The sequence below is a fragment of the Rhizobium sp. P1_C7 genome, assembly GCF_056406295.1.
On sequence record NZ_JBFUAL010000043.1, the window covers coordinates 1 to 23,193 of the forward strand.

At 61.3% G+C, this 23,193-nt stretch carries 14 protein-coding genes; 6 read left to right on the forward strand and 8 right to left on the reverse strand.

From position 1 onward, the window contains the following. Positions 1-653 precede the first annotated feature (653 nt). Positions 654-2,594, forward strand: a complete 1,941-nt coding sequence (locus AC1D2R_RS31225) for a M23 family metallopeptidase (RefSeq protein WP_477973606.1) — start codon at positions 654-656, stop codon at positions 2,592-2,594. Between the two features lie 11 nt (positions 2,595-2,605). Here the strand turns inward: AC1D2R_RS31225 and AC1D2R_RS31230 are convergent, their stop codons facing one another. From AC1D2R_RS31230 to rocF, 5 genes are all read right to left on the reverse strand, one after another. Further along, on the reverse strand, positions 2,606-2,734 hold the full coding sequence (locus AC1D2R_RS31230; protein ID WP_477973608.1) for a hypothetical protein: 129 nt from the start codon (positions 2,732-2,734) through the stop codon (positions 2,606-2,608). A gap of 267 nt (positions 2,735-3,001) precedes the next feature. Then, positions 3,002-5,605 (reverse strand): ATP-dependent chaperone ClpB, encoded by a 2,604-nt coding sequence (gene clpB, locus AC1D2R_RS31235; RefSeq protein ID WP_477973610.1) that lies wholly within the window; start codon positions 5,603-5,605, stop codon positions 3,002-3,004. An 865-nt stretch (positions 5,606-6,470) separates the two neighbouring features. Continuing rightward, positions 6,471-6,950, reverse strand: coding sequence for a chemotaxis protein CheW (locus AC1D2R_RS31240; RefSeq protein WP_477973612.1), 480 nt, complete (start codon positions 6,948-6,950; stop codon positions 6,471-6,473). A gap of 272 nt (positions 6,951-7,222) precedes the next feature. Next, entirely contained in the window at positions 7,223-8,422 is a 1,200-nt protein-coding gene (gene rocD, locus AC1D2R_RS31245; RefSeq protein WP_477973614.1) for an ornithine--oxo-acid transaminase, read from the reverse strand. A 13-nt stretch (positions 8,423-8,435) separates the two neighbouring features. Next, positions 8,436-9,371, reverse strand: a complete 936-nt coding sequence (gene rocF, locus AC1D2R_RS31250) for an arginase (RefSeq protein ID WP_477973616.1) — start codon at positions 9,369-9,371, stop codon at positions 8,436-8,438. A 128-nt stretch (positions 9,372-9,499) separates the two neighbouring features. Here rocF and AC1D2R_RS31255 point away from each other — a divergent pair, with 128 nt between their 5' ends. Continuing rightward, positions 9,500-9,928, forward strand: a complete 429-nt coding sequence (locus AC1D2R_RS31255) for an Lrp/AsnC family transcriptional regulator (RefSeq protein ID WP_057470804.1) — start codon at positions 9,500-9,502, stop codon at positions 9,926-9,928. 34 nt (positions 9,929-9,962) lie between these two features. Here AC1D2R_RS31255 and AC1D2R_RS31260 read toward each other — a convergent pair whose 3' ends face one another. The 3 genes from AC1D2R_RS31260 to AC1D2R_RS31270 form a co-directional block, all read right to left on the reverse strand. Continuing rightward, entirely contained in the window at positions 9,963-16,064 is a 6,102-nt protein-coding gene (locus AC1D2R_RS31260) for a translocation/assembly module TamB domain-containing protein (RefSeq protein ID WP_477973618.1), read from the reverse strand. 65 nt (positions 16,065-16,129) lie between these two features. Beyond that, positions 16,130-18,058, reverse strand: coding sequence for an autotransporter assembly complex protein TamA (locus AC1D2R_RS31265; protein WP_477973620.1), 1,929 nt, complete (start codon positions 18,056-18,058; stop codon positions 16,130-16,132). Between the two features lie 169 nt (positions 18,059-18,227). Continuing rightward, complete coding sequence (locus AC1D2R_RS31270) at positions 18,228-18,491, reverse strand: glycine zipper domain-containing protein (protein ID WP_477973622.1); 264 nt, start codon at positions 18,489-18,491, stop codon at positions 18,228-18,230. A 274-nt stretch (positions 18,492-18,765) separates the two neighbouring features. Here AC1D2R_RS31270 and AC1D2R_RS31275 point away from each other — a divergent pair, with 274 nt between their 5' ends. From AC1D2R_RS31275 to AC1D2R_RS31290, 4 genes are all read left to right on the forward strand, one after another. After that, positions 18,766-19,257: a (2Fe-2S)-binding protein gene (locus tag AC1D2R_RS31275; protein ID WP_477973624.1), complete on the forward strand. Its 492-nt coding sequence runs from the start codon at positions 18,766-18,768 to the stop codon at positions 19,255-19,257. Positions 19,258-19,339: 82 nt separating this feature from the next. Continuing rightward, the gene (locus AC1D2R_RS31280) at positions 19,340-21,685 is read left to right on the forward strand and encodes a xanthine dehydrogenase family protein molybdopterin-binding subunit (RefSeq protein WP_477973626.1); all 2,346 of its coding nucleotides are present in this window, start codon (positions 19,340-19,342) and stop codon (positions 21,683-21,685) included. Between the two features lie 12 nt (positions 21,686-21,697). After that, the gene (locus tag AC1D2R_RS31285) at positions 21,698-22,495 is read left to right on the forward strand and encodes an FAD binding domain-containing protein (RefSeq protein ID WP_477973628.1); all 798 of its coding nucleotides are present in this window, start codon (positions 21,698-21,700) and stop codon (positions 22,493-22,495) included. Positions 22,496-22,698: 203 nt separating this feature from the next. Further along, a partial coding sequence (locus tag AC1D2R_RS31290; protein WP_477973630.1) for an aminotransferase class I/II-fold pyridoxal phosphate-dependent enzyme occupies positions 22,699-23,193 on the forward strand: 495 nt, incomplete at its 3' end.

Below are 23,193 nucleotides of genomic sequence, written 5' to 3' on the forward strand. Positions count from 1 at the left end.
GAATCGACGAGAACTTCACACCTGTTTTCCAAACACCAAAGCCTAAACCTCAGCGTCAAAAACCAGTGTAACTTCTCTTGATAAACGTGACCGCCAAAGTCTCTTTCAAAGAACCGAAATCTCTTCCGGTCCCGCGAACTCCGCCGCCCACGTTTCTCTTTCTTCTCATATTCAATTGTCAAAAAACAGACCAGTCAGACCCGGTCGAAATTCCACAAGCTCAAAGCCATAAAGCCCCGAACCACCCATCAGCCAACAAAGCCAATCTGGAAACCTGAAACAAGAGACATCGTCGCCAGCAGCGCCGCCGCCCTCGTTCAGTGAGGGGGCTTATACGGCCAACCCCTTTTCCAAGTCAACAGCCGTTTTCGAAAAAACTGAGATTTCGATCATCTCTTTGAATTCAAAGCATAATTTTCAGAAGCAATGTTCTGCCCGCTGTAATCGCCGCTTCGAAGCTTCGTTTTTACATAAATAGGACGGTAAAATCGCGCGACCAGCCCTTTCGCCCTCACATCTTCACAATCGGATGATCTCAAGAGGGGATGACTTGGGCGCGCGTACGCCGCCCATTTGACTTACATTGCCAAACTATGCACTTTTCGGCCACAACGCACCGAAGAGCCCACCGAAAGGACGCGGACCCTACTGCCATGATGACGGAGAAGATGATGATCCGCTCGTTCGGCAACGAGCCACCGCTTCTCGCCGATGGCAGGCGCGCACCAGACCGTCGCGAAGTTTCGCTGCGCTGGCTTTCGGGCACGTTCCTCACCGGCATCACCTCGAGCGTCCTGATGGGCGTCGCCTTGTTCGCGGCCCTTGACGGTCGCCAGCAGCTGGCCATCCCTGCCGAGGCCTATGCCAACATCAATGCCGACACGCACGCCGATACCGACGTAACCCGCGGCGGCCGGCTGATCGCACCGGCAATCGCCGCCAAACCCTCCGACCGCAAGATCATGGAAGTCTCGACCGTGGTTCACGAGGGCGACAAGGAAGTAGTTCGGCGTCAGCCTTTCGCGCGCGTAAAGATGACGCTTGCGGCCAACCATGTCGCCACCGAGGACTATCCGAGCTTCAATCCGCTGACCATCTTCTCTGCCGACGACCCCGACCCATCGCCTGCCGCCCGCACCGGCCAGATCTACGGCTCCGACGTCGAATCCGAAGTCAGCCTGAAGACCGTTCCCTACGCCACCGGCAAGTCCGACTTTCAGGTGGCCGCCGGCATGTCGCTCGACGAGATCGAGGAAAACGTCCGGTCCAACGGCTCGGTGTTGACCGACGGCGCAGCCCAGATCGCCGCTCTTTATTACGTCGATCCCCGCCGCTTCTCCAATGACGACAACGACGTCGATCTGACGGCCGGGCTCACCGCCCGCGTTCTCGAGCAGAACATGACGGTCTCAGCACCGGAATCGATCACGCCGCAGACCGAGGAATTTGCCGACGATATCATACCGGTCCGACAGGAAACCTCGATCGTCAAGGCGATGATGGATTCGGGCTATCCCGAGCCACAGGCCAAGGGGCTTGCGGGCTACCTGTCGCCTCTCACAGGCTCGGACGTCCTTTCGAAGGGCGACGTCCTGCGCATCGGCATTCTGCAGCGCGGCGAACAGGCCAAGATCATCCGCGCCAGCGTCTACCGCGGCGTCAGGCATCTTGTCACCGTGGCACTCGACGACCACGACCGCTACGTCGCCGGTCGGGAGCCGCCGAAGCTGGATGCTGTCACCACCGCTTTCGACGACAGCGCGATGACCGCGCCATCCAACCAGAATTTGCCGCGCGTCTACGACGGCATCTATCGAGCCGCCCTCTCCTACGGCATGACCAAGGATATGACGGCGCTCATCATCAAGCTGCTCGCAAGCAGTGTCGACTTCCAGGCGGAACTGCGCCCGACCGACAGCCTAGAGGCCTTCTTCTCGGTGGCCGACTCCAGCGGTCAGGCAACGGAGGATTCCGATCTCCTCTACGTCAACGCCCGTTTCGGCGACACGCAGACGCGCTTCTACCGCTTCCAGGATCCTGAGGACGGCTCGATCGACTATTTCGACCAGGACGGCAAGAGCATCCGTCAGTTCCTGTTGCGCAACCCGGTGCCGAACGGCATCTTCAAGTCGGGCTTCGGCATGCGCCGCCACCCGATCCTCGGTTTTGCCCGCATGCATACGGGCGTCGACTGGGCGGCCCCCCGCGGCACGGCGATCATCGCCGTCGGGAACGGTACCGTCGAGAAGGCCGGCTGGGATTCCGGCGGCTACGGCAACCAGACGATCGTCCGCCACGCCAACGGTTATGAATCCTCCTACAATCACCAGAGTGCGATCGCCAAAGGCGTCGTTCCGGGCTCCAAGGTGCGTCAGGGACAGGTGATCGGCTGGGTCGGCACCACGGGTGAATCGACCGGCCCGCACCTGCATTACGAAATGATCGTCAACGGCACCAAGGTCGACCCGCTCAGGGTCCGCCTGCCTGGCGGAAAATCGCTGAAAGGCGAGCCCCTGGCCAAGTTCGAGGACGAGCGCAAGCGCATCGATACGCTGCTTGGTAACGAGCCGCCGCCGCAGGTGGCAAGCAAATAAGCTGACCGTCGTCAGTGCGGCCCTGATCCTGCGGTACGCGCCATGAAAATCTCGGTATGGGCAACATCCGGCGATACCGCACGGAACGCGTCGCGACGGCAGAAGCCGAAGGCTTCGTAAACAGCGATCGCTTTGCGCATGTAGACCGGACGATCCTCTCGCGCCCGGTTTTCTCTATTTCCACGAGTGCCCCATGCATCAAGGCGCGACGCGGCGGCATTTGACGGCCAGACCCATGCCACAGGCGACGACCTTTCTGCATCACATGCACCCAGCGCGCTACAGAGCACCGCGGCGATCTCGAACTCTTCAATGCGATCGGCGACGGATAACGGAAATCACGGGGTGTCGAAGATCGAACAAAAATGGCGGCCAAAGCCGCCATTTTCCATGTCCGTTGTCGAAGCTTACGCCGCTTCGCTGACGGCCGCATTTTGTGTCCTAAACAGCAGCCGGTCGGATCCGCTAGTGATCTTCACCGTCGATCCGTCGGGCACCTGGCCGGAGAGGATCTGTTCGGCCAGCGGGTCCTGAACATACTTCTGGATCACCCGCTTCAACGGCCGCGCGCCATAGACCGGATCGTAACCCTTGTTGGCGAGCCAGTGCCTGGCTTCGTCGTCGAGTTCGATGACGATCTTGCGTTCGGCAAGCAGGGCCACCAGCCGCTTCAGCTGGATATCGACGATCGCGCCCATCTCATCGCGCTTCAGGCGATGGAAAAGGATGATCTCGTCGACTCGGTTGAGGAACTCCGGTCGGAAGTGGCCCCGCACGATCTCCATCACCTGCTCGCGAACCGTATCGCTGTCCTCGCCCTCGCCCAGCTGGGTGAGGTATTCGGCGCCGAGGTTCGAGGTCATGATGATCATCGTATTGCGGAAATCGACCGTCCGGCCCTGACCGTCCGTGAGGCGCCCATCGTCCAGCACCTGCAGTAGGATATTGAAGACATCAGGATGCGCCTTTTCGATCTCATCGAACAACACGACCTGATAGGGCCGGCGACGGACGGCTTCCGTCAGCGCGCCACCCTCCTCGTAGCCGACATAGCCGGGGGGTGCACCGATGAGCCGGGCCACGGAATGCTTCTCCATGTACTCGGACATGTCCATGCGCACCATTGCCGTCTCGTCGTCGAACAGGAAGCGGGCGAGCGACTTGGTCAGCTCTGTCTTGCCGACGCCGGTCGGGCCGAGGAAGATGAACGAGCCGATCGGCCGGTTCGGATCCTGCAGCCCTGCGCGCGCGCGGCGAACCGCCCGCGAGACGGCCTGAACCGCATCGCCCTGGCCGATCACCGATTTCGCCAGCTCGTCTTCCATCCTGAGCAGCTTGTCGCGTTCGCCTTCCAGCATCTTGTCGACGGGAATGCCGGTCCAGCGGGAAACGACATGCGCGATGTTGTCGGGAGTGACCACCTCCTGCACCATGGCGCTGCGATCGCCGTCCTGCTGTTCGGCCTCCGTCAACTTCTTTTCGAGCTCCGGAATGACGCCGTAGGTCAACTCGCCGGCGCGCTGGAATTCGCCCTTGCGCTGAGCGATCGCCAGTTCGTTGCGCGCCTCGTCGAGCTGCTTCTTCAGGTCGGCGGCAAGGCCGAGCTTCTGCTTTTCCGCCTGCCAGCGGGCCGTCAGCGCATCGGCTTCCTCTTCGAGGCCGGTCAGTTCGGTTTCGAGCCGCACCAAACGGTCGGCGGAAGCAACGTCGGTTTCCTTCTTCAGCGCTTCGCGCTCGATTTTCAGCTGCATGATGCGGCGATCGAGTTCGTCGAGTTCTTCGGGCTTGGAGTCAACCTGCATGCGCAGCCGGGCAGCAGCCTCATCCATCAGATCGATGGCCTTGTCAGGCAGGAAGCGGTCGGTGATGTAGCGGTTCGACAGCGTTGCAGCAGCGACCAGGGCCGAATCCGAGATCCGAACCTTGTGATGCTGTTCGTACTTTTCCTTCAGGCCACGCAGAATCGAGATCGTGTCCTCGACCGTAGGCTCCTCGACCATCACGGGCTGGAAGCGACGGGCAAGGGCCGGATCCTTCTCGACATGCTTGCGATATTCGTCCAGCGTGGTCGCGCCGACGCAGTGCAGTTCGCCGCGGGCAAGCGCTGGCTTCAGGAGGTTGGAGGCATCCATCGCCCCATCCGCCTTGCCGGCACCGACGAGCGTGTGCATCTCGTCGATGAACAGGATGATCTCACCGTTCTCCGACTGCACCTCGTTGAGCACTGCTTTCAGCCGCTCTTCGAACTCGCCGCGATACTTTGCGCCGGCTATCAGCGCGCCCATGTCGAGCGCCATCAGCTTCTTGTCCTTTAGCGACTCGGGCACGTCGCCGTTGACGATACGCAGCGCCAGGCCTTCGACGATCGCCGTCTTGCCGACGCCGGGCTCGCCGATCAGTACGGGATTGTTCTTGGTGCGGCGGGAGAGAACCTGGATCGTGCGGCGGATCTCGTCGTCGCGGCCGATAACGGGGTCGAGCTTGCCGTCGCGGGCTTCGGCTGTGAGATCGCGCGCGTATTTCTTCAGGGAATCGAAGCCCTGTTCGGCATTCGAGCTGTCCGCCGTGCGGCCCTTGCGGATCTCGTTGATCACCTGATTGAGCGCGAGCGCGGTTACGCCTGCGTTCTTCAGCGTGCTTGATGTGGAAGCCGAGGATTCAATCGCCAGTGCCTGAAGGAGTCGCTCGACGGTGACGAAACTGTCGCCAGCCTTCTTCGCGGCCTCTTCGGCCGTTGACAGAACCTTGGCGAGCGGCGCCGCGAGATAAATCTGGCCATTGCCGCCGGCAACCTTCGGCAGCTTTGCAAGGGCGGCATCGTTAGCCAAGCGCGCAGCCTTGGGATCGCCGCCCGCGCGTTCGATCAGCGAGGCGGCCATCCCCTGGTCGTCGTCGAGCAGAACTTTCAGAACATGCTCGGGCGTGAATTGCTGGTGACCCTGCGCAAGTGCATAGGTCTGCGCCGACTGGATGAAACCGCGTACCCGTTCGGAGTATTTTTCGATATTCATTTCATACCTCCATGAATCGCCCTGCCCTCATAAGGCACAGGCCGATGACTGAGATTGAGCTCCCTCAAAAGGCAAGCCCTTCCTCTTCGCCGCATGTGTGATTTGCAGCAGAAGAACTTGCGCTGGATATGGTGGAGGATTTGAAAAGTTTAAAGAGGCGGCGAAACGAAAAACCCGCGCCGGAGGTAAAGCGCCGGGACGCCAAACAGCGATTTGAAGTCTATGGATGTCATGGCTGCCTCACCCCTCATTTGGGCCAGATACTCGCTGCGGGAGAATTGGTTTTGCCCGGCGTGTTTTCGCATGGGCGCGGCGAGCCGCTGAAGGGGCGATAGCCAAAAAACTCCGCAACCATCATACCCAGCCCACCGGTCAAGGACGGTTGGGCACGCTGCACTGAATGCACGTTGATTGCAGCAATGGTACCAACCAGCACCAATGTGGCTCCATCCGACGTTGGCGGATCAAGCGATGCCCGAGGCGCGCATCGATCCGATCAACCGGTTCGCATACTTCCAGCAGCTTTAAGCGCCGCCGCGAGGACCAACGGTGTCAGGTTTCGATGATCTGCAGGGGAGCTTGTTGCCCACTTGCGCATTCTTATCGCTTCGACAAGCGAGACAAGGCAGTCGGTAACCTGCCACCCGAAAACACCCGCTTCAGCGTTTCCTCCACCGCGTCGTCCAATGGCCTTCAGCGCAAAGAGCGGCAATGATGACCTTGGAAGACCAGGTTCAACGATCAAACCCAACGGAGCTATAATCGACGGCCCCCGGTGTGTGGCAGCTATCAAGCCGATACCACAAAAAAGCCGGCCCGCGGAGCGACGTGCGGGCGGGCTTCGTGTATGGAACGCAGGGGTGCCTTACGCGGCGACCAGATCGTCGGTCTCGTTTTCCTTGAACATCTTGGCGAGGTTCAGGAAGCAGATCATGCCGTTTTCGGAGGCGATGATGCCCTCGCAGAAAGCACGGTCGAACGACGCCGTCACTTCCGGCACCGGCTGAACCTGGCTGGAAGAAATGGTGAGAATATCGGAAACGCGGTCGACCAGCATGCCGATGACCATGTTGTGGACTTCGGCAACGACAATCGCGCTACGCTCGTTGGCAACAGTGCTCTTCATTCCAAGCTTGAAGGCGAGGTCGATGATCGGGATGACCGAGCCGCGCAGGTTCATGACGCCGATGACGTCGGCCGGCGAATGCGGGATTGGCGTCGAAGGCGCCCAGCCACGGATCTCGCGGATCGTCGTTGTCTTAACGCAGAATTCCTGATCATGCAGTCTGAAGGCAATAATTTCCAGCATATCACCGCTGAAGCTCGTGGAATTGATCGTGGCCATTAGAATTGTCCCAACTGTCGAAAGCCAGGGCAGAAGCAACCGCACCACCATTGGCGCGGATGGACTTTGCCTTCAAACCGCCGGTCCCCTCTGACTAAAAGAGAACCGGTACGATTGCGCTCGACATTAGTGAAAGAGTATTGCTCAATTCTAAATCGGCAGAAACGATTTTTCGCCCGGCTCACGCTTCAGATCTCGGGATAAAAGAAGGCGCCATGCATGAGCAAGGCGCCTCGGATTGTGGCTGTCTGCGCCAAGCCTCACGGCAGTAATCAGGCGATCGTCTTATCGAGCTGCTCCACCGCCCATTCGACCTGGTCCTTGGTGATGACCAGCGGCGGGGCAAGGCGGATGGTGTTTTCATGGGTATCCTTTGCCAGCAGGCCGCGCTCCTTGAGCGAATAGCAATACTGCCGCGCCCCGCCCGCTTCCGGGACAAGTTCCACCGCCAACATCAACCCGCGGCCGCGCACATCCTTGACAATGTTGGACCGGATCGACCGCAGGCCTTCGAGGAAATAGTCGCCCATCCTGGCGGCGTTTTCGATCATGCCTTCCTCGGTCAGAACCTTCAGCGCCGCACGCGCCACTGCGCAGGCGAGCGGATTGCCGCCAAAGGTCGAGCCGTGCTGGCCGGGCTGCAGCACGCCGAGCACTTCGGTGTTCGAAAGAACGGCAGAGACCGGATAGAAGCCTCCGGAGAGCGCTTTGCCGATCAGCGTCACGTCAGCTTCGATGCCCTCGTGTTCCTCGGCAAGCAGTTTGCCTGTGCGGCCAAGGCCGGTCTGGATCTCGTCGAGAATGAGTGTGACGTTGTTCTCCGTGCAGAGCTCGCGCATCCGCTTGAAATAGCCGGTCGGCGGAATAATCACACCCGCCTCGCCCTGGATGGGCTCGATCAGTACGGCGACCGTATTCGCGTTGATCGCAGCAGCAAACGCATCTGCGTCACCAAAGGGAACGGTCCTGAAACCGGGCGTATACGGGCCGAAGCCGGTGCGCGCATCCGGATCGGTCGAGAAGCTGATGATGCTTAGCGTCCGGCCGTGGAAATTATCGGAGCAGACGATGATCTCGGCCTTGCCTTCCGGCACGCCCTTGACCTCGTAACCCCACTTGCGCACGGCCTTAATCGCGGTCTCCACGGCTTCCGCGCCGGAGTTCATCGGCAGGATCTTGTGCGAACCGGTGAGCGCAGCCAGCTCTTCGTAGAGATGGGCAAGCTGATTGTTGCGGAAGGCGCGCGAGGTCAAGGTCAGCTTGCCGGCCTGCTCGACCATCGCCGCCAGGATCTTCGGATGGCAATGGCCCTGGTTGACCGCAGAATAGGCCGAAAGACAGTCGAGGTAGCGCTTGCCGTCCGTGTCCCAGACGAACACCCCTTCGCCGCGCGTCAGCACCACGTCGAGCGGCTTGTAGTTATGGGCCCCGAGGCGCTGTTCGGTATCGATCAAATTTGCTGTCGTGCTCATGTCGGTCGCTTCCTTATGCTGCGCGCGTCGGGCGGTCGAAGATGCGGCGGCCGAAGAGGCTCGCCGTGAGTTCCACGAGAACGCGCGCACTCTTGCCGCGATCGTCAAGGAATGGATTGAGCTCGACAAGATCGAGTGACGAGACGAGGCCGCTGTCGCACAGCATCTCCATGATGAGGTGCGCTTCGCGGAAGGTAGCTCCACCCGGAACGGTCGTGCCGACTCCCGGAGCCAGGTCCGGATCAAGAAAATCCACATCGAGGCTGACGTGCAAAAGACCGTTGGCAGCAGCGACCGTACCGAGAATGCCGCTCATGATCGAGGCGACCCCCTGTTCGTCGATCGAGCGCATATCGAACACATTGACGCCGTGCTCTTTGATCAATTCCCGCTCCGGCGCGTCCACGGAGCGGATGCCGACCTGGAAGACCTTGCGTGGATCGACGACGGCGCGGTCACGCGGCAGGATGTCGGCAAGTTCGGCCTGACCGCAGAAGAAGGCGACCGGCATGCCATGGATATTGCCCGAAGGAGAAGTCGCCGGTGTGTTGAAGTCCGAATGCGCATCGAGCCACAGTACGAAAAGCGGCCGACCCTGCTTGGCCGCGTGGCGCGCCATGCCTGAAACGGTCCCCATGGAGAGGCTGTGATCGCCACCGAGAATGAGCGGAAAGCGACCCGCGGCGGCGGCCTCGTAAGTGCTTGCTTCCAGCGCGCGGGTAAAGGCGCCGACGGTTCGCAAATGGTGCGCCTTGGGATGGTTTGGCAGATCACGTGCCGGCACCACCTGAACATCGCCGGCGTCGGCGACATCGTAGCCGAGATCGATCAGCGTCTGGTCAACGCCGGCGATCCGCAGTGCGGCAGGACCCATGGCAGCACCTCTGCGGCCCGAGCCCTCTTCCAGCGGCGCGCCGATGAGCGTTACCGATCTCGTTGGTGTCTGCATGAATTCTCTCCTGTTCGCTGCTTCGGGATGACTATCGAATATCGCCGTGACGACAAAAAGATGAAAAAGTGTCAGTATCGAACAATGATTTGACACTCTGCTAAGACGAATTTTACAAAGTGAGAACCATGGATGATCTCGATCAGCAACTTCTGAGCGCCTTGCGCCACAACGCCCGCACGCCGGTCTCCTCGCTGGCGGCCATGACCGGCGCTTCGCGGGCAACGGTCGCCGCCCGGATCGAGCGGCTCGTTGCCAACGGCACCATCGCGGCATTCACGGTCCGTACCGGCCATGAAACCCGGGCAGCAGGCGTGCGCGCCATCGTCTTGATCGAGGTTCTCGGCAAGCTTGCCGACAAGGTTGCTGATCAGCTTCGCGGCCTGCCGCAGGTTCGCGCCCTTCACAGCACCAACGGGAAGTGGGACTTCATCGCGGAACTGGAAGACCGCGATCTTGTCTCGTTCGACGAAACCTTGCGACGGATTCGCCTGATCAACGGCATCAATACCACCGAGACCAACATCCTCCTGAAAACAAGAAAGTCCAGCTTCTGAAACAGGAGGGCAGCCGCGTTTGAGCGGTGGCCCGTCAGTATTCGCGTTCGTAGACGATGCCCGCTTCGCCAGAGCCATTAGCACCGGCGGCACCCCTCAGCTTCACGCCACGGCCGACATCGAGGTTGATGATCGCCTTGGTGCCATCCTTGGCGTTCTGCTGCAATTCGAGATAGGTCCGCTCGTTGAGATAGCGACCGACGCCTACATTTGTCCGGCCGTTCGCATCGGTGCTGATGTCGAAGTCGTCGACGCCGAGCTGATTGCGCAGCCCCTGGAACAGGGAGGTCGAACGGCCGCCCGCCAACTGGCCGACCGCATCGGCCAGTTGCGCGATCTGGATCGCCGACAGCCTCGACATCGACTGCCCGAAGATCAGCTGGGCGAGCACTTCGTCCTGCGGGAGCGCCGGCGAAGACGAGAAGGTGATCGAGGGATCCGTCGCAAGACCTGTGACGCCGACAGTAAGCGTCGTGGTACCGGACGTCGAGTTCGCCTCCATCTGCAGCGCCGGCGTCAAGTCGCCGGCAAATGTGATGCGGCTCTTATCCGAGAAGTCCAGACGGCGATTGAGAATGGTGATGCGCCCGCGCCGCATGGTGAAGCCACCCGAGACGATGGGTGCAGCGGCCGTACCCCTGATCGTCACGCTGCCACCGAGCTCCGCATCGATGCCGCGCCCCCGCACGAAGATCTGTGAGGGAGCGTCCAGCTGCAGGTCGAGATTGATCGTGTTCGAATTTTCACGTGCGCCCCTCGCTGTAGTATCACGCAGCTGGGCCAGAACCGCTTTTGGAGCATTCAAGTGCTTGATGTCGATTTCCCGGAGGGATGTCGGCAGCTTTTCCGGGACGGTAATCGAAGCCCTTTCAAGCCGCAGCTTGCCGCTCAGCGTCGGATTGGCGAGAAGCGGGCCGCGCAGTAGGATCGTCCCGTCTACGGTTGCCACCACCAGCGTTCCGTCGACATAGACGGCTCGGTCGAGCTTCACGTCGATATTCGCTGGAAAATTCGCGGCCGGTTGAATACCGACGCTGCCCGTGACGGAAACGTTTCCGCCGCTAGCGAGCTGGCCGGTCAGCCGCGAGATGACTGCCTGTTGCCCGTTGAGCCGGATATCCGCCGTCAGATTGTTGATCGCGAGGTTGCGCCGGACATCGACGATCCCCGCGCCGCTGGTCGTCACGGTCCCGTTGATCACCGGCGCGGCGGCCGTACCGCCTAGCTGGAGATTGAAGTTGGCGCTGCCGTTGGCGACGAAGCCCCGCGCTGCAAGCTGCATCCCGAGCACGGCAAAGGGCACGTTGCCCGAAAAACGCATATCGAGCGCCCGATTGCCTGAGATAACGATGCTGCCGCCGCCTTTCAGCGACAGTCCGCCATCACCGGTTACACCAGTGTCGATCGTGAGTTTACCGCTGGCAAGCCTTCCGTTGGCGCTGATAGCAAGCGGCGAAAGACCGGCTGCGCGTGTCTGGCTGGTGGCTGCATTCCGCCAATCGAGCTTGAAATCCACATTGGGCATCGGCAGCCTGCCCGATGCCGCCACCGTTCCGGTAATGTTGCCCGATGCCGCCAAGCCGGGCACGAAGGCATTTGCCAGGCCCGCCGGCAGGTTCGAGATGTCGGCATTAACCGAAAGCGATTGCGCGCTCGCACCGGCTACCACGAAATTGCCGCCGGCCTTCAGCGCGACGCCGTTGCCGTTTAGGTTGGCGGTGAAGTCGAGCCTGTTGTCCGCCAGCTTGCCGCTTGTATTCCCCGACAGCGGCCCGATTCCGGATGCCCTCGTCTGCGTCGTCGCGGCATTGCGCCAATCAAGCTTGAAATCGATGATCGGATTGGCAGGTGTACCCGAGGTTTTGGCAGTGCCTGAGATCGTTCCTTCCGCGCCGAGATTGGGAACGAAGCCGTTTGCAAGGCTTGCGGGCAGATCCGTGATATCAGCATCGACCGAAAGGCCCTGAATGCTGGCGCCATTGAGCGCAGCCGCGCCCTTTGCCCTCAGCAGCGCCTTGCTGTTGCTCGTAAGGTTTGCGTCGAAATCGATCCTGCCGTCGGCGAATTTGCCCGTGGCATTCAGGCTCAGCGCCGAAAGCCCCGCGCTCCTCGTCTGACGAGTCGCCATATTCGCCCAGCCGAGCTTGAAATCCACGGCGGGCAGCGGCAGCGTGCCTGTTACGATCGCAGTTCCCGAGATCATCCCGCCGGCATCGAGATTGGGGACGAAGCTGCTGATCAATGCTGCGGGAAGATTGTTGAGGGTGGCATTGGCCTCCAGGTTGGTCGGCTTGAAGCCTTCCATTCCGACCCTGCCCGATGCCTGCAGTGCAGCGCCCGCATCGCCATTGAGCTTCGTCTGGAAGTCGAGCACTCTGTCCGTAAGCGTTCCCTCGACAGTCAAGGCCATTGCGGGAAGCTTCGCGGCTTTTGTCTGGCTGGTGGCGACGTCCTTCCAGCCAAGGTAGAACTTGGCCTTAGGCTGCTGCAAGGTGCCAGAGGCCGACGCTGTGCCGGAAATCGTGCCGCTCGCTCCCAATCCTGGAATGAACCCATTGGCAAGGCTCGCCGGAAGCTGGGTGACCGTGGCATCGACGGCAAGATCGCGCACCGCCGCGCCCTCAAGCGATACGTTGCCGCCGGCCTGCAGTCCTATTCCGCCATTTGCCGAAACCGTCGCGTCGAAATCGAGCTTGCCATCGGCAAATTTGCCGCCTGTGGTGACCTTGAGTCCCGAAAGACCGGCAACCTTCGTCTGGCTGGTCGCCGCATTCTTCCAGTCGAGCTCAAAATCGGCGACCGGCATCGGAAGCTTCCCGGAAGCAGCAAACGTCCCGGAGATCATGCCCTCGGCCGCAAGATCCGGAACAAAACCATTGGCAAGCGCCGCGGGAAGGTTGGCAAGCGTGCCGTCGAGCTTCAGCGTCTGCGCATCGGCGCCGGCCACCACAAAATTGCCGACGGCCTTGACTGAGAGGCCGCCGCTACCGCTGGCATTGGCATTGAAATTGAGAACATTGCCCTCGAGCTTGCCGCTCGCCGTGAGGCCAAGCGACGAGAGCCTTGCGGCCTTTGTCTGGCTGGTGGCCGCGTTCTTCCAGTTCAGCTTGAAATCCAGGGCCGGTGCCGAAATCTTGCCGGAGGCGGTGACCTTCCCGGTGATGGCCCCCTCGGCCGCCAGATCGGGAACGAACGCGTTCGCCAGCCCGGCAGGGAGGTTGACGATATCGGCATCGACATTCAGCGACTGCGCGTTCGGCCCAGCGGTCGCGAAATTGCCGGCCGCCTTCAACGACACGCCACCCTTGCCGCTGAGATCGGTCTGGAAATCGAGCCGGTTGTCCGCAAACTTGCCGTCGGCGGCAATGGCAAGCGGAGACAAACCGGCGTCCCTGCTGTGGCTCGTCGCGGCATTTTTCCAGTCCAGCTTGAAATTGGCAATCGGCGCCGCTGGCGTGCCCGTCACGGAAACCTTGCCTGAAATCGTCCCCTCGGCATCCAGCTTGGGCACGAAGCTGTTTGCGAGGCTCGCCGGCAGCTCCTTGATGTCAGCATTGATATCAAGCGTCTCGCCCGCCGATCCCGTGACGCTGACCGCGCCTGCACCGGTTTTCAGCTCCAATCCGTTCAGCGTGACGGTGCCACCGGTAATCGACAGCTCCGACGGCGCAGAAAGATCAACCGGGATATCGTGCGGTTTCGCCGAAAAGCGTTCGAGCTGGACCAGGGTGGTGCCCGCATTCGTTTCCACGCCACCGGCGGCCACAAGCGGATGACCGTCATGGGTCGCATCGAGATTGAAATTCGTCCGGTTCCGGTGCTGCGTGAAGTTCAGCGTCAGCCGCTCCACCTTGTTGGTACCGGCTGCCAATTGCTCTGCCTTGATCGAGCCGGTGGCCGCAAAGGCCATGAAATCGCTGACGGCGATATCGATATCCGGCTTGACGATCGCCAGGGCATCGCGTCTCAGGCCACTGCCGGTGGCAGCAATCTTGAGTGCGATCCTGCCGGCATCATCGACTATAGCAAGCGAGCCTTTGAGATCACCCTCCGCCTTCTGGCCCCCCAGCGCCGCCAGGAGACCGATATCGGGAAGGTCGAAGGTCAGGGCACCTGTCGGCGCAAAATTATTGGAGAGCTCGACATGTCCGCTCACCCGGTTGTTGCCGACATTGGCGACAATCGAGGGGAGCAGCATGCGCCCGTCCGCGGACTGGATATTTGTACTGATATTGATTGCCTGGCCGTCGATCTTGCCCGTGGCGGTGACTTCGGCTTGAGGCGCCTTTGGATCGGCGGTTCCGGAAAGAGTAGCATCGATGTCGCTGAGCCTGCGGCCTGCCATGTCGAGCGCGGGAGCCTTGATGCTGGCCGAGACCGCAAGTGCGGCAAGATCGCCTTGCGCCTTGATGGCGTAGTTCAATTCGCCGGTGGCGCTCTCGAGGACCTTGCGAACATCGGGCAGCCGGCCCGACAATGCCGCATCCAGCTTGCCGCCATCGAGCACGACATTGCCGGCTGCCTCGAGGGTGCCCGATTTGATTGTGAGGTTCGACAGATTGATCTTTGAAGGCACGGTTCCCGCGACCTGCGTCTCGATCGCAATCGGCGTGTCGAAATGCCCGGCGACGGCGGGCGGCAGTGCCGCCGGCGCGATGGAAAGCTTGGCATTGCCGGTCAGGCCGCTATCGGACAGTTTGTAGGAACCGTTGAGGGTGCCGTTCGCGGATGCACTCTCGATCGTGGTGCCGTTGAAACCGACCGCATCGGGCGTGATCTGCAGCGGCGCCGCGATCGTCACCGGTCCCTGGACCGCCCGATTGATATCCGGATTGGCGAACGTCATCTCGCCGGCCACGAGCCGAATCTGCACGGCACCGGAGCGGCCTGCGAGATTGAAGCTGTCGCTCTTGGCCGTCAGCTTGACGTTACTGATCGTCGCTTGCGGCAAAACCGCCGAATCGAGCGACGCGCTTGCATTCAGCCGCGATGCCTTTGCGTCGCCCGTCAAGGCGAGGTTGACGCCCGAGATCATGAAGCGGGCTTCGCCGTCTGCAAGCGGCCAGCGGAAATCGACAGGCCCCGACGTTCCGAGAAGGTTGGCGTTCAGACTGTTCTTGCCCTTCGGGTCAAGAGTGCCGGATGCAGCGATGACAACGGCACCCGTGGCGATGTTGCCCGTCTGGATATCGATCTTGCCTCGGTTGTCGAAGGTTGCCGCGACATCGATGTTCGTCTGTCCGGCAAAGAGCGGACGGAAAGCGGCAGGCAGCAGCGAGCTTAGATCGCCGCCGCCCTTGAGGTCGACATGGTGCAGACTGTCGGGCGTCAGCGTGTGGCGGGCCTCGATCGAAGCGCGTTGCTGGCCATCGAGCGAGGCCTGCAGCTTGCCTTTCCAATCGGAGACGGGCCCGTCGCCATCGAGACTGATTTCCAGAGCAGGCTGGCCCGGCAGTGCAAGTACGCCGGCAAGCAGACCGCCCTTCGGTTCGCTAAGCTTCGCCTTGACCCGCAGCTGCCGCTGATCCGGCACGAAGGCCACGTCCGCCGTAAGCTTGGCGTCGGGGGCGTCATGTCGGCGGACCGTAACATCCGCCTCGCCGCCGGTATTGTCCGCACGCATACTGCCATCGGCCGAAAGCGTGAATGCTCGACCAATCAGTGACTGGGCAAGGCTGATCTCGGGAAGCGCGATCGCATCGATATCGACCTTCACCGGCAGGGAGAACCCGCTCCCTTGTGTTTCATCGGGTCGCGACGGCAAGGTGCGCACCGGCTTACGCAGCACGCGAATGGAGGACGCCTCGACACGGGTGGCGTGGAATCTGCCGGTCAGCAGCGCCAGGGGGTTCCAGTTGATTGAGAGCCCGTTGATGTCGGCGAACGTGCCTCTTGTATCCGACAGCACGATGCGGCTGGCGCGTAGGCCGCCGGTCAGCAATCCCTGGGGCTCCAGGACCCGGATCGTCATATCCCTGTTCGAAATGATCGAGGCCACCTTGTCGGTGACGATGCGCGCGCCGAAGGAGGTGAAGCCGAAGATACCGATCGCTACGGCAACGAGGACGACGGCAACGCCGGCGGAGTAGCCGAGCACCCGCGCAATCCACTTCGCGATTTTGGTCAGTATAAGCATGGAGGCGACACTATCCCGTTTTTGCGATGGCTCCCAGCATCGAAACGCTGTGAGCGTAAACCTGGTTAGAACGACTGACCGATGCCAGCATAGATGCCGTAGTCCGACCCACCCTCGTACTTGTTAAGCGGGACGGCAAAATCAAGCCGAAGCGGCCCGAACGGCGTTGCGTAGCGGATACCGATGCCCACACCGGTGCGTATATCGGAGAAATCGGGCGCAACATCGGCCGAAACGGCTCCGACATCGATGAACGGAACCACGCCGATCTTCTCGGTGACCCTTACGCGCGTCTCAAAGGATGCGGTCATGTAGGACGCACCTCCTGTGGCCTCGTTGGCAGCGTTGTAAGGCGAGATTTCCTGATAGGCGTAGCCGCGAACGGAACCGCCGCCGCCGGCAAAGAACCGGCGCGTCGCGGGTATGTTTTCCAGATTGTCCGCACCCAGCAGGAAGCCCGCCGATACCTTGCCGGCGAGCACGATTCGGTCCTCTGCGCCCAAGCCCTGGTATCCCGATATGGAGCCTTCGAATCCTGAGAAGAAGGTACCGTTGTAAGCCTCGTAGCTCGGCGTCACCATCGCCATCGCCCGATAGCCTTCGGTCGGATCAAGCTTGTTGTCGCGTGTGTCCCTGTCATACTGCAGCGGCAGTGAGAACGTCAGATAGGTGTTGGTGCCAAAGGCATCGTCATCCTTTTCCCAGCTCGCCTGGCCGCTGCCGGTAATGGTGTCCTGGTCGTTCAGTTCGTAGGCCAGGCCGAGCGACGCGGTCACCAACTTTGCATTGTAGGCATCGGGATTGTCGGTCTTTGCAAGGACGCTCGCGATCAAGGTCGCCGACGGAACGAAGGCGCCCGGCTTGGTGAACGTTACGCCGGCCGAAAAGTCGAGATCGCCGATGCTTGTGGCATCGCCGAGACGGCCGACCGCCCCCTCGATCCGCAGCCCTTCCGCGGCGCCGAAAAGATTGCGATGCCCCCAATAGCCGTTGACGCCGAAGCCGTCGATCGTCGAGTACTGGGCGCCGATGCCGAGATAGCGTTGCTTGCCCTCGGAAACTTCGATCGTCATCGGCAGGCTGCCGTCGCCGGCAAGTTCGTCTGCCTCGTGAATGGTCACGCTTGAGAACACTCCCAGCGCCCGCAACCGTTCTCCAGCCTTCCGCAGCGCTTCCGGCGAATAGCGGTCTCCCTTGTTGAGCCGCGAATAGCGCTCGATGAAATCTGACCGTACAGCCTTTGCGCCTGAGACCCCGACGGTGCCGACCGGCGCGATGGGGCCGCCTTCGGCCGCCACGATGACGTCGACCGTATCCGTTCGATGATCGGCGACGACCTTGCGCGTCGTCAGCTTCGCAAGCGGGCGGCCTTCGCTCTTCAATTGCTCGACGATCTTGTCGCCAGCCTTGATGATCGTAATCGAACCCGCCGTATCGCCGGGCGCCAGATCGTAGTCGGCCGGATTGCGGTTTGCGGCATCACCGCCGAACTGCACCTCACGCACCTTGAAGACGGGACCGGCCGCGACGCTGACGGTCACCGGCACCGGACCCTTGTGGCTGAAGGTGGGATTGGGCGGCAGGTCGTCGATGTTCCTGCCATCGACGGTGATGGTCACGACACCGCCATAGCGCGCCTTTTCGTAGAGCGCCGCGATCAGGCGCTCCCGGTCGTCCCTTGCCTTGACAACGACGCCAAGGTCGCCAGAGACGGGGCTGGCCTTTTCGGCAACGAGGCGGGAACTGTTTTCGAGCGCTTCCCTGAGATCGGGATCGATAGCATCGGTGGTCAGCGTCACATCATAGCGCACAGGGTCGGGCACCTGATCGGCGGCCGAGTCGTCCTTGCCGAAGATGTTGATACCGAAAATCTTGAAGGCGAAAGCGTCAGCCACCAGCGCCGGTGAGAATGCGGTCGCAACTGCTACCAACATCACGGTGCCTGTCCGCCGATACGCAATACCCGCTTTCGGTGCCTTCCCTCTGATCTGCATCCGCCGCTTTTGTTACATTCGAATTGAGCTCTGCGCCCCCCGGCCAGCGGCAACCTTAGCGGTAAAATTCCGCTTCGTGTACCGTTTTAAATCGCCTGCGGGCCGAATTGGCAGAAAACAATGCAAAATCCCGGGCTGAACCCGGGACTTCAATGTCTCTGGCCGACGATCAGTAGCCGCCGCGGCAGTCGTCGATGTAGCGGCGCCCGTACTGGTCGCGATAGTAGCATTGGCCCGGCTGCTCGGCGACGCGGCCGATAAGTGCACCCGAAACCCCGCCAATCGCAGCGCCGACGGCTGCCCCACGAACGTTGCCTGTGACCGCACCTCCGATGATGGCGCCGGATGCCGCGCCGATACCGGCACCCTGTTGCGTCGGCGTGCAGCTTGCGATCGAAAGGCCGATCACGGCGAGGGCAATAATCTTCTTCATCAATAACTCCGTTGGTCGCCCGTTGGGCGGTGGCCGTCCCTGATTCTACTTTTCGTCAGGCTAGCCCGCAAACTATGGCGCAAAAAGGGGTAGACAACCTCTTTTGCCATTTTTGAGGAAAGCCGCACTCTCGAATTGGCTCGAAAAGCGACCTCCCGGAAGGCAATTTGCGAACATGCCGAATTTAATGCACCTCCCTAAAGTAGTGGTTGATCCGAAAGCGAAAACGTCAAATGATGCCGTCCGTGCCTGGAGGAGGCACGAGGAGGAAATCATGGCGAAAGTGAAACTGACGGTGAACGGCCGGGCGGTGAGCGGCGACTGTGAAGAACGCACGCTTCTTGTCCATTTCATTCGCGAACAGCTTGGCCTGACGGGCACCCATGTCGGGTGCGACACGACCCAATGCGGCACCTGCGTCATCCACCTGGATGGCAAATCGGTCAAGAGCTGCACCATCCTTGCCGTCCAGGCTTCCGGCTCGTCGGTAACGACAATCGAAGGACTTGCCGCCAACGGCGAACTGCATCCCGTCCAAGCCGCGTTCAAGGAACACCACGGCTTGCAATGCGGCTTCTGCACGCCCGGCATGGTGATGACCGCCGTCGACATGATCAGCCGCCATGCCGGTCATCTCGACGAGCAGACCGTGCGCCACGAGCTCGACGGCAACATCTGTCGTTGCACCGGCTATCACAACATCGTCAAGGCCGTGCTGTCTGCCAACGAGCGGATGCATGGCGCCGCCAAGCAGGCGGCCGAATAGCCCTCAGGAATTGTCTGGCTGACTGCCAAACACGACTGTCTTTGGCGGAATGCCAGGCCCGAAACCCCATTGGGAGGACATTATGGGTGTTGAAGGAATTGGTGCGCGCGTCGCACGCAAGGAAGACAAACGGTTCCTGACCGGCAAGGGCCGCTATACCGACGACATGGTCGTGCCGGGCATGAAATTCGCCTTTTTCATCCGCAGCCCGCATGCGCATGCGAAGATCAGGGGCATCGACGCCTCTTCCGCCAAGGCGATGCCGGGCGTTATCGACGTACTGGAAGGCAAGCAGCTGCTCGCCGATGGAATCGGCAACCTGATCTGCGGCTGGATGATCCATTCGAAAGACGGCTCGCCGATGAAGATGGGCGCATGGCGCCCGCTTGCTGTCGACACGGTGCGTTATGTCGGTGACGCCGTTGCCGTTGTCGTCGCCGACACGCTTGCCGAGGCCCGGGATGCGGCCGAAGCCGTCGAGGTCGACTACGAAGAACTGCCTGTTGTGGTCGAGGCTGTCGATGCGCTCAAATCCGACGCTCCGCAGATCCATCCGGAAGCAGCAGGAAACCTGATTTTCGACTGGCAGCTCGGAGATCCCGCGGCGACCGACCAGGCCCTTGCGAATGCGGCGCATGTGACGGAGATCGAGATCCACAACAACAGGCTCTCTCCCAATCCCATGGAACCGCGCGCAGCGCTCGGCATCTATGATTCCGCCGAGGACCACTACACCTGCTACACGACCAGCCAGAACCCGCATGTCGCCCGGCTGGTGATGAGCGCGTTTTACAACGTCGCACCTGAGAACAAGCTGCGTGTTATTGCGCCGGATGTCGGCGGCGGCTTCGGATCGAAGATCTACATCTACCCGGAGGAAATCGTCTGTCTCTGGGCTTCCAAGAAGACCGGCGTGCCGGTCAAATGGAACTCTGACCGGACCGAGGCCTTCCTGACCGACGCGCACGGCCGCGACCACGTCTCCAAGGTCAAGATGGCCTTCGACAAGGATCACCGCATCATCGGATTGAAGGTCGACACAATCGCCAATCTCGGCGCCTACATGTCGCTCTTTTCGTCGGCGGTGCCGACCTATCTCTATGCGACGCTGCTGTCCGGCCAGTACGACATCCCGGCCATCCACGCCAATGTCCGCACGGTCTACACCAACACCGCACCCGTCGATGCCTATCGCGGTGCCGGACGGCCGGAGGCGACCTATCTGCTCGAACGCACGATGGAAACCGCGGCGCGCGAACTCGGCGTCTCGCCGGCCGAGTTGCGGCGAAAAAACTTCATCCGCGAATTCCCGCATCAGACCCCGGTCATCATGAACTATGACGCAGGCGACTACGAAGCGTCGCTGAATGCCGCCATGCAGACCTCCGACTGGAACGGCTTTGCGGCGCGCAAGGCCGAGGCCGCCGGCCGCGGCAAGAAACGCGGCATCGGGATGAGCTGCTACATCGAGGCCTGCGGCATTGCGCCGTCGCAGGCGGTCGGATCGCTCGGCGCCGGTGTCGGGCTTTGGGAATCGGCCGAGGTGCGCGTCAATGCCGTCGGCACGATCGAGGTGCTGACCGGGTCGCACAGCCATGGACAGGGGCATGAGACCACCTTTGCGCAGCTTGTCTCCGACAGGCTCGGCGTGCCGATCGACAGCGTATCGATCGTGCATGGTGATACCGACAAGGTGCAGATGGGCATGGGCACCTATGGTTCGCGCTCCGGTGCTGTCGGCATGTCAGCGGTCGTCAAGGCGCTCGACAAGGTCGAGGCCAAGGCGAAAAAGATTGCCGCGCATCTCATGGAAGCCGACGAGAGTGATATCGTCATCGAGAACGGCGAGGTGAAGGTGGCCGGTACCGACAAGATGCTGCCCTGGTTCCAGGTGGCGCTGGCCGCTTACACGGCCCACAACCTGCCGGGCGGCATGGAGCCGGGGCTGAAGGAAACGGCCTTCTACGATCCGTCCAACTTCACCTTCCCCGCCGGTTGCTACATCTGCGAAGTCGAGGTCGATCCGGAAACCGGCAAGACCGACATCATCCAGTTCGTCGCCGCTGACGATTTCGGCAACATCATCAACCCGATGATCGTCGAGGGACAGGTTCACGGCGGTATTGCGCAGGGCATCGGACAGGCGCTGCTCGAAGCCGTGCACTATGATGAGAACGGCCAGCTCCTGACGGCAAGCTTCATGGATTACGCCATGCCGCGCGCCGACGACCTGCCATCGTTCCAGGTGTCGCACCAGGTCACGCCGTCACCCAGCAACCCGCTGGGCATCAAGGGCTGCGGCGAGGCAGGCGCCATCGGCTCGCCGCCCGCGCTGATCAACGCCATCACCGATGCGATCGGCAACAACATGCTGACCATGCCCGCCACGCCGCAGAAGGTGTGGATGGCGGCTCGTGCGGTCAATTGAGGAGGAACGAGGATGTATCAGACGAACTATCACCGTGCTTCCTCTATCGACGAAGCCGCCAAGATGATCTCGGGCACGTCGGAAGGCAAATACGTCTCCGGCGGCATGACGCTGATCGCCACGATGAAGCAGCGCCTCGCCGCGCCAAGTGACCTCGTCGATCTCAGGCACGTCCCCGCGATGAAGGGGATCAAGGTCGACGGTCGCAAGGTGACGATCGGTGCGGCCACCACCCATGCCGACGTGGCGTCGTCGGCTGCTCTGCGAGCGGTCTGTCCCGCCATCTGCAACCTCGCCGGCAAGATCGGCGATCCGCATGTGCGCCACATGGGAACGATCGGCGGCTCCGTCGCCAACAACGATCCGGCAGCCGACTATCCGTCGGCGATGCTGGCGCTCGATGCACGGATCATCACCAACAAGCGGGAGATAGCGGCAGGCGACTTCTTCACGGGCCTATTCGAAACCGCCCTTCAGGACGGCGAGCTGATCACAGCGATCGGCTTCGAGGCGCCTGAAAAAGCAGGCTACGCAAAGTTCCCCAATCCAGCCTCGCGCTATGCGATGACGGGTGTCTTTGTCGCGAAGACCGGCAGCGGTGTGCGCATGGCCGTCACCGGCGCCGGTTCGAGTGGTGTGTTCCGGCAGAGCGACATGGAGGCGGCGCTCGGCTCCAACTGGTCTCCATCGGCGATTGCTGCCGTCAACGTCGACCCCTCACGCCTGATGTCGGATCTGCATGCCAGTGCGGAATATCGGGCGAACCTCGTCAAGGTAATGGCCAAGCGTGCCGTTGCCGACGCCGGCTGAGGGATTGCATAGGATTGCGAGGCGGCGGTGCTGCCTCGCAATCGCATTGCTCCTGCCATGCCTCACTTGGCACGACTGGCATTTTTGAATTAAAACAATTCGAGACTATGGGCCTTTTGCCGCACTTGGTGCTAAAGCGGAGGCGAAGGGTTGACGTGCGCGCGTCCGTTCGCAAAAACGCTCGCACGATACTGGAGCATATGATGGATTTCGAAGCATTCTTCAAAAACGAGCTGGATGGCCTGCATACGGAAGGCCGTTACCGCGTTTTTGCCGATCTTGAGCGTCATCGCGGCAGCTTTCCGCGTGCTACGCGTCACACGGCCGATGGCCCGAAGGACGTTACCGTCTGGTGTTCCAACGACTATCTCGGCATGGGCCAGAACCCGAAGGTGATCGAGGCGATGAAGAACGCCATCGATCACTGTGGCGCGGGTGCGGGAGGCACCCGGAATATTTCTGGCACCACCCACTACCACGTTCTGCTTGAGCGCGAACTTGCCGATCTGCATGGCAAGGAATCGGCGCTGGTCTTCACCTCGGGTTACGTCTCCAACTGGGCAGCGCTGGGCACGCTCGGCGCCAAGATCCCCGGCCTCGTGATCTTCTCGGATGCGCTGAACCATGCCTCGATGATCGAAGGCATTCGCTATGCCAAGTGCGACAAGGTGATCTGGAAGCACAACGACATCCAGGAC

Bases quoted from the DNA above. Each gene is read 5' to 3' on its own strand.
- AC1D2R_RS31225 (WP_477973606.1), top strand. From the start codon at position 654: ATGATGACGGAGAAGATGATGATCCGCTCGTTCGGCAACGAGCCACCG.
- AC1D2R_RS31230 (WP_477973608.1), bottom strand. From the start codon at position 2,734: ATGCGCAAAGCGATCGCTGTTTACGAAGCCTTCGGCTTCTGCCGTCGC.
- clpB (WP_477973610.1), bottom strand. From the start codon at position 5,605: ATGAATATCGAAAAATACTCCGAACGGGTACGCGGTTTCATCCAGTCG.
- AC1D2R_RS31240 (WP_477973612.1), bottom strand. From the start codon at position 6,950: ATGGCCACGATCAATTCCACGAGCTTCAGCGGTGATATGCTGGAAATT.
- rocD (WP_477973614.1), bottom strand. From the start codon at position 8,422: ATGAGCACGACAGCAAATTTGATCGATACCGAACAGCGCCTCGGGGCC.
- rocF (WP_477973616.1), bottom strand. From the start codon at position 9,371: ATGCAGACACCAACGAGATCGGTAACGCTCATCGGCGCGCCGCTGGAA.
- AC1D2R_RS31255 (WP_057470804.1), top strand. From the start codon at position 9,500: ATGGATGATCTCGATCAGCAACTTCTGAGCGCCTTGCGCCACAACGCC.
- AC1D2R_RS31260 (WP_477973618.1), bottom strand. From the start codon at position 16,064: ATGCTTATACTGACCAAAATCGCGAAGTGGATTGCGCGGGTGCTCGGC.
- AC1D2R_RS31265 (WP_477973620.1), bottom strand. From the start codon at position 18,058: ATGCAGATCAGAGGGAAGGCACCGAAAGCGGGTATTGCGTATCGGCGG.
- AC1D2R_RS31270 (WP_477973622.1), bottom strand. From the start codon at position 18,491: ATGAAGAAGATTATTGCCCTCGCCGTGATCGGCCTTTCGATCGCAAGC.
- AC1D2R_RS31275 (WP_477973624.1), top strand. From the start codon at position 18,766: ATGGCGAAAGTGAAACTGACGGTGAACGGCCGGGCGGTGAGCGGCGAC.
- AC1D2R_RS31280 (WP_477973626.1), top strand. From the start codon at position 19,340: ATGGGTGTTGAAGGAATTGGTGCGCGCGTCGCACGCAAGGAAGACAAA.
- AC1D2R_RS31285 (WP_477973628.1), top strand. From the start codon at position 21,698: ATGTATCAGACGAACTATCACCGTGCTTCCTCTATCGACGAAGCCGCC.